At 46.9% G+C, this 14,523-nt stretch carries 12 protein-coding genes and 1 tRNA gene; 11 read left to right on the forward strand and 2 right to left on the reverse strand.

From position 1 onward, the window contains the following. Positions 1 to 97 precede the first annotated feature (97 nt). Positions 98 to 811: a RadC family protein gene (gene radC, locus LTAR_RS01610; protein WP_062420394.1), complete on the forward strand. Its 714-nt coding sequence runs from the start codon at positions 98 to 100 to the stop codon at positions 809 to 811. A gap of 16 nt (positions 812 to 827) precedes the next feature. Here the strand turns inward: radC and LTAR_RS01615 are convergent, their stop codons facing one another. Together LTAR_RS01615 and LTAR_RS01620 are read right to left on the reverse strand one after the other, a co-directional pair. Continuing rightward, positions 828 to 1,985 (reverse strand): HD domain-containing phosphohydrolase, encoded by a 1,158-nt coding sequence (locus tag LTAR_RS01615; protein ID WP_062420395.1) that lies wholly within the window; start codon positions 1,983 to 1,985, stop codon positions 828 to 830. Positions 1,986 to 1,988: 3 nt separating this feature from the next. Then, entirely contained in the window at positions 1,989 to 4,394 is a 2,406-nt protein-coding gene (locus LTAR_RS01620; protein WP_158423371.1) for a CHASE4 domain-containing protein, read from the reverse strand. Positions 4,395 to 4,677: 283 nt separating this feature from the next. Between LTAR_RS01620 and abc-f the strand changes: the two genes are divergently transcribed. From abc-f to LTAR_RS01670, 10 genes are all read left to right on the forward strand, one after another. Beyond that, complete coding sequence (gene abc-f, locus LTAR_RS01625; protein ID WP_062420397.1) at positions 4,678 to 6,330, forward strand: ribosomal protection-like ABC-F family protein; 1,653 nt, start codon at positions 4,678 to 4,680, stop codon at positions 6,328 to 6,330. 39 nt (positions 6,331 to 6,369) lie between these two features. After that, positions 6,370 to 7,539 carry a putative hexosyltransferase gene (locus LTAR_RS01630; RefSeq protein WP_062420398.1) on the forward strand — a complete coding sequence of 390 codons (1,170 nt, stop codon included), beginning with the start codon at positions 6,370 to 6,372 and terminating at the stop codon, positions 7,537 to 7,539. Between the two features lie 21 nt (positions 7,540 to 7,560). Further along, positions 7,561 to 7,635, forward strand: a tRNA-Met gene (locus LTAR_RS01635). A 266-nt stretch (positions 7,636 to 7,901) separates the two neighbouring features. After that, entirely contained in the window at positions 7,902 to 9,560 is a 1,659-nt protein-coding gene (locus tag LTAR_RS01640) for a ThiF family adenylyltransferase (RefSeq protein WP_062420399.1), read from the forward strand. 1 nt (position 9,561) lies between these two features. Then, positions 9,562 to 10,590: an RING finger protein gene (locus LTAR_RS01645; protein WP_062420400.1), complete on the forward strand. Its 1,029-nt coding sequence runs from the start codon at positions 9,562 to 9,564 to the stop codon at positions 10,588 to 10,590. 21 nt (positions 10,591 to 10,611) lie between these two features. Next, on the forward strand, positions 10,612 to 11,463 hold the full coding sequence (locus LTAR_RS01650) for an EsaB/YukD family protein (protein ID WP_062420401.1): 852 nt from the start codon (positions 10,612 to 10,614) through the stop codon (positions 11,461 to 11,463). Positions 11,464 to 11,518: 55 nt separating this feature from the next. Then, positions 11,519 to 11,785, forward strand: coding sequence for an EsaB/YukD family protein (locus LTAR_RS01655; protein WP_158423372.1), 267 nt, complete (start codon positions 11,519 to 11,521; stop codon positions 11,783 to 11,785). 65 nt (positions 11,786 to 11,850) lie between these two features. Continuing rightward, a complete protein-coding gene (locus tag LTAR_RS01660; protein ID WP_062420403.1) occupies positions 11,851 to 12,495 on the forward strand; it encodes a Mov34/MPN/PAD-1 family protein in 645 nt (214 codons plus the stop codon). Between the two features lie 12 nt (positions 12,496 to 12,507). Then, positions 12,508 to 13,365, forward strand: coding sequence for an FHA domain-containing protein (locus tag LTAR_RS01665; protein WP_062420404.1), 858 nt, complete (start codon positions 12,508 to 12,510; stop codon positions 13,363 to 13,365). A 7-nt stretch (positions 13,366 to 13,372) separates the two neighbouring features. Next, a complete protein-coding gene (locus tag LTAR_RS01670; RefSeq protein WP_062420405.1) occupies positions 13,373 to 14,509 on the forward strand; it encodes a vWA domain-containing protein in 1,137 nt (378 codons plus the stop codon). The last annotated feature ends 14 nt before the right edge of the window (positions 14,510 to 14,523 follow it).

Raw genomic sequence — 14,523 nt, forward strand, 5'->3', positions numbered from 1 at the left:
ATTAAATTAGACCGGTGTTTTGCATTATATGCTGTTCATAACCCTTTTGCAACCACAACCAAGAGGCGGCGTTATAATTAATCTGCTGGGGATAAATATGAAAAATAAAGATATTGCCGTTATCCATCGAATCCAGGATTTTGACGTAAACGACCGGCCGAGGGAAAGACTGGCGGAAGTGGGTGCTGGTGCCTTAACAAATGCAGAGTTATTGGCCATTCTTTTACGCACCGGGTTACCCGGAGAGAATGCCGTTCAGGTGGGGCACCGCCTTCTCCGGCAATTTGGGGGGTTATCGGGGTTGCATCGGGCGACTTTTGATGAACTTTGTCATCAAAAAGGCATCAATATGGCCAAAGCCTGTCAGATCAAGGCTGCCATTGAGCTTGGACGCCGGCTTCCCAGAGAAGAGTCAGATGAGAAGCCAGTCATTAAAAGTCCATCAGATGCGGCCATTCTGATTCAATATGAAATGGCCGGACTTCCACAGGAAAACCTGTGGGTGTTTTTACTGGATACCCGCAACCGGGTGATAAAGATTGAAAAACTGTACCAGGGTTCATTGAATTCTTCTTCGGTCCGTATCGGTGAGCTTTTCAAAGCGGCATTAACCAACAATGCCGCATCCATCATCCTGGCACATAACCATCCAAGCGGAGATCCAACCCCCAGCCCAGAAGATGTCTCCCTTACCCGGGCAGCCCAACAGGCTGGGCGATTACTGGATATTGAAGTTCTCGATCATATTGTCATCGGGCTGAATAAATTTGTCTCCCTGAAAGACAGGGGGCTGGGTTTCATTTCTCAGTAAGAAAACAACTATTTCCTTACCAATCACGTTTTCGTAAAACTTTGAAAGGTTCTGCCAGATAATTTGGCTGCGCGCCAAGTTTAATCATCTCTATCATAATTGATCGAGATATGAAGGTATGTTCCTTCACCAGAATATTTCCTTTTGAATCTCTAATCGGTTCCACCAGCAGCATCCCCACTTCCAGATCTTCATGGGTAACCAATTCAATGCTGCGCAGTTCAGGCAGCGATTGAGCACTTTGCAGCGTTTTCAATGCATTGATGATTTCCTGGTGGTAGACCGAAGGTTTTGATTGCATGGTTACCAGTATCTGGTCGTGCAATAACCCCTGCATCATGAATTGATCATAATCTACACAGATTTTCAGAATATGCGATCCCATATCGACCTGATATTGATCAGGGTACGCTGGATTCAAACAAAGGTCATCGATCGATCGTCCCTGTCCGGCAATCATGCGGCTGATCTGTTCCAGCCGGGGGATTTTTTCTAGCAGTTTTCCCGCTGTGAATGGATGTTTTGAAAAAATTACCATTTCTGTTGCGCTCAAAGGCTGACCGGAGTCGATTTTTTCCAACATGGATTGGGGGAAAATAATCCATCCCAGTTGAGATAATGCAGCCGCCATTTCATACTGCCAGCTATCCTGGAATTTCATCTCCCGGCATATATGGGCGACCAGTTGTTGCATCCGCAGTGAGCGACCATAGGCCTTTGGGTTGACAATAGCCAATACTTCTGTGAGCAGACTGACAGATTCTTTTAGCGTTTTTTCAAGTAATTCTTTTTCTGCCATCACCAGTTGATACTGACGCAAACCGGCATCCAATGATTGGGCGATCATGTCGCCATTGCAGGGTTTTGTGAGAAATCGAAAGATTTGCCCCTGGTTGATGGCATCTATTGCTGTTGGAAGGTCGGTATTGCCTGTCAACATCATTCGGACAGAATTGGGTGCAATTTCTTTCACCTGCTCGAGAAATTTGATTCCATCCATTACAGGCATACGAAAATCTGTCACGATAACTGCATAAGGGCCGGAGATTCGTATTTTTTCCAACCCTTCGGCTCCACTTAAAGCCGTATCAATTTCATAACGAAAGTTTAGCTCGCGTTTGAGGGAATCCAGAAGGAGCATTTCGTCATCAACGAAGAGGATTTTTTTTGTCATGTTTTATTTCCATGGCAGGCTGATAATAAAAGTTGTTCCCCGGCCGACTTCTGTCTCAAATTCTATCGTACCACCATGTTTCTTGACTATTACAGAATAGCATATTGCCAAACCCTGTCCGGTGCCAATCCCAACATCTTTTGTCGTAAAGAAGGGATCAAATATCTTACTGCGAATCTTCTCCGGGATTCCTGAACCGTTGTCAGCCACACGTACTTCAATATTATGGTCAACCTGGCGGGTAGTTATTTCAATAACACCTTTTTTGTCTAATGAAGCATCATAGACTTCTTTGATTGCATAAACAGCGTTAATAATCAGATTGAGAATAACCTGACTTAAGTCACTGGGCAGACACTCTATCAATGGCAGATCAGTCTGGAGATTTGTCTTAATTTCTGCCACATTTTTCCATTCATTGCGAGATAGAGATAAAGCATTTTGAATGATCTGGTTAAGATTGGCCAATTCTTTTTCATCGGTACCTGGATGTGAAAAATAACGCATGGCTGAAACGATATGCGTAATTCGGTCGATGCCTTCCAGGGAATCGGCGATGGCTTTGGGTGCTTCCTGTCTGAAATACTCCAGGTGCGCTTCACTTGCCGCTTTTTCGAGAGAATAACCCATTTCAGGTGAAGCTGAATTGGATTTGATATATTGGTTAATTACCTTGACTTTATCAATCAGTTCCAAAATACCCTGTAACTGGTTGCCTAAAAATCGAAGGTTACTACCTACTAATTGAGTGGGAGTGTTGATTTCATGGGCAATTCCTGCTGCCATTTGCCCGATGGCTTCCATTTTATTGGATTGCCCCAACTTTTGTTCGAGGTGCCTTCGTTCTGTAATATCTGCACCTACGAGAAGAAATCCGGGATGCTCATCTTCGGTATTTAATGGTGTAAGGGTGATTCCCAATATCCTGTGATCATCATCAGATTTTTCCAGAATAATATCATCCATACGGATTTTCATATTCCTGGTGGAACATTCTTCTGTATCATGTTTCAAACGGTCCCAATCCCATTTTATGGGAAGTTCGAAAAAATTCCGTCCGATCACTTCGTTTGCGGATAAACCCAACAAGTCCGTGGCTACGTCATTCCACTCTGAAATGCTGTGATCGCTGGTAACTCCGATGATCATGGATGAGATGGAGCCGAGAATCTGATTGATCTCGTTATATGTCTCGATCAGAGCTTTTTCACTGAGTTCGCGTTCACGAATTTCATGTGTAAGGTTGAAATTTAACTCCTGCAATTCTGCTGTACGCTCTTTGATACGTTTTTCAAGATCATCGCGTGACTGACGGAGGCGGGTATCGTATTCTTCCAGGGAATCCAGCATATTATTGATTTCCTGTGAAAGGGATGAGATCTCATCAGATCCGCTGACGGGTACCCGGTTAAAAGGTTGAGCATCCAGATTGATGTTCCCAACAGAATGGCCTAGTGTTGCAATGCGTGAAATAACTTGCCGGTCAAGCAGCATATAAATGGCAAATACAAAGAATATGCAACCTAAAAAAACGACCACAATAAAAAAAAGGATTGTGGAATAACCCTGCCGATAAATATCCCTGTCCATACTGGTCCTGAGGATTAATACCGGTTGATCAGATACATCTTTTATCAAGGTATATCCGGCAATGGTCTGGCTATCTATTTCCTTGATATATGTTTCTGGCCGGGAGTTAGGAAGAAATGCGGCTGTTTTAAACTCGCGGCTGAGAGATGATTCTGAATAGGGTTCAATCTGGATGGCGGATTGGGTGGATTTTGAAAGATGTTCTGCATAATCGTCCCCAATAAACCGGCCAACCATAAGCAAGCCATGGTCAGGTCCAAGGTGTTTGCTGGTAAGAACAGGGTGAGACGCGAAGAGGAGAGACCCTTCATTCAATTGAATAAAACCAACAAATCCATCCGGTTGTTTGATTTTCGACATGAAGGTCTTATCTTCCAAAAGATTTTTAAGCTCGGGTGAAAGATCAATTCTCCTTTTTGTTTTCAGATCAATGGCAAACGAATTGTAGAGGTGATCTTGTTTATCAATAAAAAGAAAGAGATTCAAATTTAATCCGGCCAGTGTTTCGGGGATGATATTTGAATTCATGTAATTATTGTTCATATCTGCCATGAATTCATATGTGTCATCCCAGGCAGCATAATCGCCGGCTGTTGATAACAGATTATTATTTTCATTCGTCATCACATTGAAGGCACGTTGAACATTTTTCTTGCAATAATCGTCCTCGAGCAGATAGAGACTCTCTAATAGGATGAACCGTGACGCAACTACGATGAGGGTGATCAATAAAAGGGAGATGGTATATATAATGATCAGTGTTTTTTTACGCAGGGTCATAGTTAAAAGCAGACCGGGAATAAATGGAATGACTGCCATTATTATAAAAAACATATTCATGTCACTGGCATAAAAGTATATAAATTCTTTGCTGATTGAATTTTGTGAAAAATTTATGTGTTTTTTATTTACCTATTTCAACAAACGAAATATTGATTTATCACGAATTGGCCGGTATACTATTGGTCGGTAAAGGTTCAAAGGAAATCACATGCGTGTTAGCAGCCATTAATTTTTGAATTTTCTCAGGGAGCGTTTCGCTCGGTTTGTATTTAACCGGGGGCGTTGCCTCCGGTTTTTCTTTTCAAAAAAAGGCTGCTTCATGCTTACAGTGAACAAGGTTTCAAAATCCTTCGGGGTAAAACCCGTTTTAGTCGATGTCAGTTTTCAATTAAATGAAGGCCAAAAACTTGGTTTAATCGGGTTGAATGGCTGTGGAAAAACTACACTCCTGCAGATCATTACCGGCAGTCTCAAACAGGATGCCGGGAGTGTGACCTTCACTCCGGTTGATGTCCGGATTGGATATTTGATGCAGGGATTGGCGCTGCCTGACAATACAACAATTTTCAGTTACCTTAATCACCAACAGGGTGACCCGTTGGAATTAGCCAGGGAAGTCGAAAAACTGGCAGGCCAATTATCTGCCAGACCGCAGGATAAACAACTGGCAGACGCCTATGATCAGGCATTGACCAGGCTTCAATTGGCTGATGAGTCAACCAGTGATACCGAACAAACTTTGTCTATGCTCGGGTTGGGAGATATCCCGCCAGACACATTGATTCGTCAACTCAGTGGCGGACAAAAAACCCGCCTCGGGCTGGCAGGTGTGCTGCTTTCAAGGCCGCAATTGTTATTGTTGGATGAGCCGACCAATCATCTCGATATGGAGATGTTGGAGTGGCTGGAGGAGTGGATCCAAAAGATACGCTGCGCTGTTCTGCTGATTTCTCATGATCGTATGTTTCTTGATGATGTGGTGGATGGAATACTGGAATTGGATGAACACACTCATACAATTCGGGAATTTGCGGGTAACTACAGCGATTACCTCCAGCAGAAACGGGTTGAACGTGAAAAACAGTGGCAGGACTATGTCAATCAACAGGATGAAATCAGGCGTCTCCGTAAAGCGGCTGAAGGAGTTCGCGACCTGGCCCGGTATCATAAAGGCGGGAAGACTGATCCCAGAAAGGCAGATGGTTTCAGTATCGGGTTCTTCGCCAACCGTGGAAAAGAGACCACTCAGCGGGCGAAGAACCTGGAGAAACGTATCGAACATCTGTTGACTGATGAGCGGGTTGATAAACCATCTCGAACATGGCAGATGAAAGTGGATTTAGATACTGTCTCCGAATCCGGACGCGATGTTGTGGTGATGGAGAATTTATCCATAGGATATGGTGAACGTCTGTTATGCGGCCCAATCAACCAGACAATACGATATGGTGACAGGATTGTTCTGACCGGGGCCAATGGTTGTGGAAAATCGACATTATTGAAAACAATCATGAACCAGATTCCAGCCCTGGGTGGAATCTGCCGAATGGGGACAGGTGTGCACTGCGGCTACATGGCACAGGAACAGGAAACACTCAGCGTCAATCTCTCAGTTTTGCAGACCTTGCAGCAGGTTGGGAATCAATCTGAAACAGAAGTACGGTCGTTCCTTTCAAAATACCTTTTCATGGGAGATGATGTCTTCATTCCTGTTGGACAGCTTTCTTATGGAGAGAGAGTACGCCTTATGCTGGCCTGCCAGGTGGCACAGGGATGCAATCTGCTGCTTTTGGATGAGCCGATCAACCATCTGGATATTCCATCACGTGAACGTTTTGAACAGGCGCTTTCTGAATTTCAGGGGACTGTTCTGGCAGTGGTTCACGACCGTATGTTCATCAAGAATTTTGCTCGAACGGTTTGGAAGTTTGCCCATGGTCAAATCACACCTGACTACAAATGGAACTTATAATCAGAGAAAGCACTCTTTTTCAGGAGACAGGTCAGGAAATTGACAAATTTCTGGCAAAAACCGGTTTACAGGTACTTCATTATTGCTTTCTTGATAATGGTTTCTATTGCTCTGCGAATTGCTTTATTCCCTTATATGAATAACGATTTGAGTGTGGCAGTCATTCCCTGGTACCAATATCTACTGGATCATGGCGGACTGACGGGTATTCAGGGATTGGTGTATGGGTCATCGTATTTTCATCCGTATTCTTATTCGCCGGTGTATCTATATTCACTTCTCGCCGCCAGTCCGCTTACCCGTTATTATTCTCTCAGTGTTGTGATCAAAATTGTCTCGATCCTGTTTGACTATGTATCTGCCTTTTTTGCCCTGAGGCTCATCAGCCTGAAGTATCCGAATGGATGGCAGAGGTGGATCGGATTCTTTTTTGTGTTATTTGCTCCGACAGTTTTCATCAACAGTGCCTACTGGGGGCAATGTGATGGAATTTATGGCGCCTTCCTGATGGGAGCTCTATATTACCTGCTCGCCGATAAGAAACCGTTATCTCTGGGAGTCTTTTTCTCTGCCGTGCTTATAAAAATTCAGGCGTTGGTTTTGGCGCCAGTCTATGCTGCCCTGATGATAAAAAGGCAGATGGACTGGCGCTGGATATTTATCTGTCCTTTGATTTACATCCTCTGGATGGCGCCGGCATTCATGGCCGGATATCCTCTGAATGGAACTCTTCTTACCTTGACGGGCGAGACGAATGCCTTTAACCAACTGACTATGAATGCTCCCAATATCTTCGCATTTTTCCCCCATGCGCCCTATGAGGTATTCTCTCTGTTCGGTCTGGCATTGTCGGCTATTGTCTGCTTCATGTTGATATGGAGAGCGGCATGGTATCAAGATTCAATGTCAAATGAGCAGATAATCCTTTTGGCCGTGCTGGTTTCGATCGCCATGCCTTATTTCCTTCCCAGAATGCATGAACGATATTTTTATGCCGCCGCTTTGATTTCCCTCCTCTTACCGTTCTACCTTCCGAAACTGCGCCTGGTTCCTCTGGCATTGCAGGTGACATCGCTGCTCTCGTATACCTTCTTCCTGCGTGGATATGAGGTAGCACCGCTGTCTCTCCCGGCGGCGATTAATGGGATTGTGCTGATTTATCTAGGATTTTCATTTATCGCTTCGGTTGACAGGAAACCGGCAATATAGTAAACTTTTCCGCACGAAATTGGCGAGGTAGCTCAGTGGTAGAGCAGGGGACTCATAAGCCCTTGGTCGTGGGTCCAAATCCCACTCTCGCCACCATTTTCTCTGGAGAAGAGAATTCCCTGAAAGTCAGGAAACCGGAAGTCCTTGGTTCCCTGATTTTTCTTTAATCCAGGAGCTATTAAACGTGCCACCTGATAGAGAAGACAAAATCATCTTATTGAACTGTTTCTTCTGAAAAAAAACATATCTTGACTTAATTTAAGAGAACCGTGGGGGGAAATTTAAGATAACCGTCGGCAAAAAAATGTTGACTTTCTGCAGGGACGGCATAAAATCTGGTATGAAGGTCAGACCAAAATACCATGAACATACCAAACACCCCAATTGCCCGTAAGTCGCTTGCTGAGATTATTGCCGGAAAACTGGCAGCCAGCATTCTTGAAGGACGCCTCTCACAGGGGACACAGCTTGCTCCTGAAAGAGATCTGGTCAAAGAATTTGGCGTAAGCCGATCCACGCTTCGTGAAGCATTAAAGATTCTGCTTGACAGCCGCCTGATCGAATCTCGTGTCAGTGTAGGCTGGTTCGTGTGCGAAATCACGTCAAATAACCTGGCGAGGGCGCGCGAACTGGCATCATGGGCCCGATCTGAAACGGCGCCGGTAGTCCGGCCAGCCGGGCAGGAACCTCCCACCGGTCCACGGCGGCTGCCTGTCAACCCTGAAAAACCATTGCAAATCCCCAATTTGAAAACTGACCGTTCCGGAACCTTTCAATTGATTTCCTGGTGGGAACGGGAAAAAGTGGAAAATGCCCGCGTTATGGTGGTAGGGGCGGGTGCGCTGGGTAATGAAGTCATCAAGAACCTGGCACTCATGGGAGTGGGACACATCTTGATCGTTGATTTTGATACGATCGAAATGGCAAACCTGAGCCGGTCTGTACTCTTCCGTGAGAGTGATGCCTCACGCAACAAGGCCGAGGTTGCGGCGGCCCGGGCGAAAGAACTCAACCCGAATATCAAAGTGCAATACATCCACGGGGATATCACCAACCAGATAGGTCTCGGCGTTTTCAGACGCATGGATGTGATCATCGGTTGTCTGGATAACCGGGAAGCCCGCCTGGCTCTCAACCGGTTCGCCTACTGGGTAGGCAAACCCTGGGTTGATGGTGCCATTCAAGAGTTATATGGATTGGTGCGGGTATTTATCCCCGGAAAGGGTGCCTGTTTTGAATGCAGTCTCACTGAACAAGCCCGCCGTGACCTGGCCGTGCGTTATTCGTGCCCCTTACTGGCACGCGAAAATGTTTTACTGGGAAAAGTCCCCACCACACCGACCATTGCTTCCATAATAGGCGCCATGCAGGCGCAGGAGGCATTGAAAATCATTCATGGAATGCCGGTCGAACCGGGAAAAGTGACCCATTTCAATGGCCTCACCAACGAGATGCATACCTCTGCCTATACAGCGCGTGAAGATTGTGAAAGTCATTGGAGCTATGGTGAGATCACTGAACTGCCGTTGAATGCCGGTACCACAACGCTGGCTGAATTTGCCCGGATTGTCCAGGCAGATCTGGGACCTGAGACTGTGATCGAGTTGGACCAGGAATTGATCCTTTCGCTCACCTGTCCGCAATGTGGCACACGTGAAGAGGTTATCCGGCCAATGTCAGAGGTGGGATTCAAAGCGGCTCACTGCCCGGTTTGCGGCATTTTACGTGAAATTGAGATGACCCATACCATCACTGGCAAGGAATCATTTGCTCATCTTTCACTATCGGCGGCAGGCATACCACCATTGCATGTTCTGCGTGCGTTCAATGCTTTGGAATACCGGTTTTATGAATTAACCGGTGATTTAAAAGACACCCTGCATTTCCGTCATTTTGAACGTCAGGATAATCGTCTGATGGCTACAGCCATCCGTGAAACCATTCGTCTGCATGATGTAACGGTTTCTGACGAGCCATCCACCAATCCGGCACATGGCCGGGTAACCCTGTGGAAGGACTGATATGGAAATGGGCATGCAATCACCGGTGATCATACAGACAACCCATCATCGATTCACATCGGTTGTTCTGAGTTTTATCTTGAGAATAGGACTGGTATTTTTCCTTACTGTGGATGCCACCGCAGGTCTGGCGTATGTTCTGATTACCTTCGAATTCCGCTGGGGTGAGTTGATTCCATCTGTTCTGGCGGTATTTTCCGGTCTTTCTGCTGGATTTTTTTCCCGGTTGATCTTGCGAAAATGGGCACGTTTTTTTCGCTGGTTAATTTCTGTAATGGTTGTCACTGGCACGATGGCCGTGGCTGGTCTGGCGGGATTGCAGTGGTTGAAAGTTGACCTGACGCTTGTGCAATCTGCCCTGGTGCAACCAGATTTTTTTGTCCTGGTGTCGATGGGGTGCTTCACCGCCTGGCTGGTTGTCTTTGCCTGGCGGCGGAGGGTTGGGAAGAACTCTGCCATTGAAACCTCATCCACTTTTCCGGGTTCGACGTATTCCTCTGTTCAGGCTTCTTCTCCGGTGAATGACCGGTCAGTTATCACCAGACGGCCAGTTTCCCGCAGAAAACGATCTTTCTCCATTCTTCCCGATGATTTTAGAAGGCGATATTTTCGTAAGGGTACCTGGCGCCGTTGGCGCAGAGCAGTAAGAATCCAGTGGACATCATTTTGCCGCATGGTGGAAAAAGGATTTATCCGACCGCTTCAATCCATCTTTAGACCTGGAACTTCACCCAGCCGAACTGTTCATCAAAGAGCTGCAAGACTTCAAATTCAAGTTCCTGAACAGCGGATCACACCACCGACCTCATTTCCAACCCCCTTGCCCCGCAGGCATTCCACCCGAAAAGCTCACAAGACAGTACGGTTGATTGGAAAAGAAGAAATGCGGTGTCCGTATTGCCTTCAGATTATAGAACCCCATGATCCAAACGGAATTGTAGTCTGCCCCATATGCCACACAGCGCACCATAAGGAATGTTGGGATATCACCGGTTCCTGCCAGGTACCCCACAACCATGCCATGCTTTAACCCTGTTTTTGGAGGATTTTTATGTCTGACCGTTCCATCACGATCGTATTGCCAAATGGCGGAGCCCGCCGGGCGGATATCCCTTCAGATGTTGCTGTAGGAGATATCCTGACTGAACTGACATCTCTGTTGCAGCTTCCCACCATCGGCCCAGATGGCCGACCTATGGGATATCGGTTGGATAGCAAAGCCCTTGGTCGTGAATTATTGGAAACCGAAACGCTCGCGCAGGCGAATGTTCCGGATGGTGACAGGCTGATCCTCACAGCCGATATCACCGCGGGTGCCGGTTCGCTTGATCAGAGCCCCCGGATGCGTCGTCTGCGCGCAGACCATGAACTCATTCAGGAATTAAATGCCCGGAGCGATCTGATCTCAGTGGAAGCAAAATCAGCTTTCCCCGGAATGCCGCCGGAAAGGTACATTGTCACATTCAAATGCAAGTCTATTACAGGTATTGATGCGAAAGGTAATCCGAAGATCGGCGAACATCATCAGGTCGAAATCTACCTGCATGCACAGTATCCACAGCGCTGGCCGGGCATGAATTGGTTGACTCCTATCTGGCATCCAAATATTAATCACCTGAATGGCAGTGTTTGTATTGATGCCGCCTGGTGGGCGGCCAGCCGTTCACTGGACCGGCTGGTGATCATGCTGGGTGAAATGTTGCAGTACAAAAATTTTCATGATGATCCCACCAAGCCGCCATTCCCCTGGGATGCAGAAGCGGCCAAATGGTGCAGAGCATACCGCACCGTTCATCAGGGCGTCTTTCCGCTGGATAAACGGGAATTGCTTCGGCCTGAGAGGGTGAAACTCAAATCCATTGAACCGGCTCCCCGGCCAAAAGTGAAGCTTAAATTGAAATAACCGACATCAAGGTGCACCTTGTTTAGGAACTCAATGAAACCAAATGGAGGTAACAATGTCTGACAAAAATGTAACGTTTGTTTTGCCCTCAGGAGGCAGCCGAACCGCAGAAGTGCCCGATGACGTGGCTGTATCTGACCTTATTCCTGAACTGGCAACATCGCTTCAACTGCCTACAACTGGTCCGGATGGTCGTCCTATCAGCTACCGGTTGGATAGCAAAGCATTGGGCCGCGAACTGCAGGAGAGTGAAACTCTGGCTGCAGCCGGTGTACCGTCAGATGACCGTTTGATGGTCACAGCCGATATTACGGCGGGGTAATCGTTCCTGGCCAGGCGGCGTTCTGGTGGTCAGAGCCGCCTGGCAATACATCCAACGAGGTTCCTGTGAATCTGACATCACGAATTCGAATCGGTACAGATAATGGGTTGAAATTTCGGCATAACCGGGCGCCGTTTCACCGAGCACAATACTGGCTGCCACAGGTACGAGATGATCATGCCATTCCGGCAGTTCAGATCTTCCTGACCCAGCATGCCTTTATCCGGATATGCGCTCATGCCGGTTCGGATCTGCAAAATGAAGTGGGCGGATGGCTGGCCGGGAAGGCGTATCTGGATAAAGAAACCGGCAAACCATTCATAGTAATCAGTGTCGCATTACCAGCGGAATTCACTGTGCAGGGAAGTGCATCGCTCACCTTTACGCAGGAAAGTCAGGTAAAGCTGCATGCCATTTTAAATGAAGATTATCCAGATTTAATGCTGCTGGGATGGTTTCACACACATCCACGTATGGGAGTTTTCTTTTCAGAATGGGACCGATGGCTGCATGAAAATTTTTTCCCAGAACCGTGGCAGGTTGGACTGGTTATTGAACCATATAGCGCGGCGGGCGGCTTCTTCCAGAAACAGGAAGATGGCTCATTGAATACTCGGTGTTATTTTGGTTTCCATGAACTCTTCCAACGGCGCAGGCGGTCTATTGTGCACTGGCGGAATCTCATTCCGGCAGAAAACGAGATGAACTGAAACGAGGCAACTATGAGCCGATTTTTGAAAATATATTATTATGCGGTGCTGGGCGGGATTGGTGGTCTATTCGCCTGGCAGGTCAGCAATTTGACTGGACTATCGTTCACGTCTAATCTTTACTTTAATGCCCTGGTCGTGGGGGGATTCATCGGTTTTTTGATCGGTTTTATGATCGGTGCCGTGGAAGGAATCTCCGCCCGAAATTTGGAAAAGGCATTGACATCTGGTGCCATTATCGGCAGTCTGGGTCTGGTTGGCGGTGCACTTGGACTTCCGATTGCAGAAGGTTTTTTTCAAGCGATAGGCGGATTCGCTTGGGCTCGACCGCTGGGTTGGGGATTATTTGGGCTTTTGACCGGAACAGCCGCTGCTTATAAAGGCGGCGCCCAAATCTGGAAGGGAGCCGTTGGTGGTTTTGTGGGTGGAATCCTGGGAGGATTATTACTCGAATTTGCCCGCGGCAGCCTGGCTGATCCGCTGCTGGGTAAAGCAGCTGGTCTTGTGATGATGGGTATGGCGGTGGGAGGTTGTATCGCCTTAATTGTCTATACATTGTCAAAAGCCTGGTTTGAGGTAAAAACCGGCAAGTTGAAAGGAACAGAGTTCATCCTCGATAAATTCCTTCAACCCAATGGCCCATCTGCCATCATCGGGAGCAGTTCACTGAAAGCGGATATTGCCCTTCCTGACCCAGATATTGCCCCCCAACATGCCATGATGCAGGGTGGAGGCAATTATTTCAACCTCAAAGATATGAGCATGACCGGTACGTTTGTGAATAACAAGCGTATTGAACAAGCCCGGTTATCCAATCTTCAGGTTGTTCGAGTGGGGAACACCGAATTGGTGTACCACGAGAAGAGGTAGCTCGATTATGAATACAACACGAAAACTTTACGTTTCCACTACTCTGTTGTTGATAGCCGGTTTGTTAATGTCATTTCTGCCTGCTTCAACTGTTTTGCCGCAAAGTGATGACCTGACGATCAAGATTACTCAGGTGGATAATTCCAAATTCCCTCAAGTGACGTTATATGTCTCCGTTCTGAATAGAAAGGGTGAGCCTGTTGCTATAAACCCGGCTGACCTGGTCATCCGCGAAAATGGGAAAGTGATACCGGCCAGTAATGTCAAAGGAGCAGGCCAGGTAGGTCCATTAACCACATTGCTGGTGATGGATATTTCCGGCAGTATGAACAAAGGCGGCAAGATAGAATCAGCCAAAGCAGTAGCACGTGAATATGTTGCCCAGATGCGTGAAGGTGATTCTGCCGGAGTCATTCTATTCAACACGCAGGTGCGTACATTACAGATCATCAAAAGCGACCGCGGTCAGTTATCAAAAGCCCTCAATGAAATATCTGCTGGCGGTGATACTGCCATGTACGATGCGTTAATTACGGCCGTGAATCAATTGAACGGAATCACCGGGCGAAAAGCGATTCTCGTCTATACCGATGGATTGGATAACCGAAGTAAATCTACAGCCGATGATGTCATCTCAGCCATCGGAACAGGCGGATTAACCATTTCGACCGTTGGTTTCGGGGATGTGAATCAGGGGTTGGGTTCCCAGGAAGCACTGGACGAAGCTGCCTTGAAGAAACTTGCCAGTAAATCCGGTGGTTTGTATGGTTATGCGGCAAATCGAGATGAGTTAAGCGCGTTGTATGCCTCATTTGGCGCATCCATGCGAAGTGAGTACGCACTTACATACACATCGCCATATAGTCTCCGTAATGGAATCAACCGGTCGTTATCTGTTACGCTTGAATCACCTCTGGGAGGATTGTCACGGACTGGTGCATCTGCTACATATAATCCTGGAGGATTGATCCCGGAAGTACCGGTGAGCGGTTCCTGGTCAATTTTCTTTGGATTATTGCTATTTCTGGGAATACTCGCTGCCGCCCCCATGATTGTCCCAAGAATTCAGACGAAAATCCAGAAACCAAAACCGGCTGTGAAATTGAAAGAACCGAAAAAAGTCGCCATAAAATTAAAGGATTGAAAAAATTCGCCAAA

It is taken from the genome of Leptolinea tardivitalis (assembly GCF_001050275.1).
Taxonomy (GTDB): domain Bacteria; phylum Chloroflexota; class Anaerolineae; order Anaerolineales; family Anaerolineaceae; genus Leptolinea; species Leptolinea tardivitalis.

Bases quoted from the DNA above. Each gene is read 5' to 3' on its own strand.
- LTAR_RS01650 (WP_062420401.1), top strand. From the start codon at position 10,612: ATGTCTGACCGTTCCATCACGATCGTATTGCCAAATGGCGGAGCCCGC.
- abc-f (WP_062420397.1), top strand. From the start codon at position 4,678: ATGCTTACAGTGAACAAGGTTTCAAAATCCTTCGGGGTAAAACCCGTT.
- LTAR_RS01640 (WP_062420399.1), top strand. From the start codon at position 7,902: ATGAACATACCAAACACCCCAATTGCCCGTAAGTCGCTTGCTGAGATT.
- LTAR_RS01615 (WP_062420395.1), bottom strand. From the start codon at position 1,985: ATGACAAAAAAAATCCTCTTCGTTGATGACGAAATGCTCCTTCTGGAT.
- LTAR_RS01645 (WP_062420400.1), top strand. From the start codon at position 9,562: ATGGAAATGGGCATGCAATCACCGGTGATCATACAGACAACCCATCAT.
- radC (WP_062420394.1), top strand. From the start codon at position 98: ATGAAAAATAAAGATATTGCCGTTATCCATCGAATCCAGGATTTTGAC.
- LTAR_RS01655 (WP_158423372.1), top strand. From the start codon at position 11,519: ATGTCTGACAAAAATGTAACGTTTGTTTTGCCCTCAGGAGGCAGCCGA.
- LTAR_RS01620 (WP_158423371.1), bottom strand. From the start codon at position 4,394: ATGGCAGTCATTCCATTTATTCCCGGTCTGCTTTTAACTATGACCCTG.
- LTAR_RS01665 (WP_062420404.1), top strand. From the start codon at position 12,508: ATGAGCCGATTTTTGAAAATATATTATTATGCGGTGCTGGGCGGGATT.
- LTAR_RS01670 (WP_062420405.1), top strand. From the start codon at position 13,373: ATGAATACAACACGAAAACTTTACGTTTCCACTACTCTGTTGTTGATA.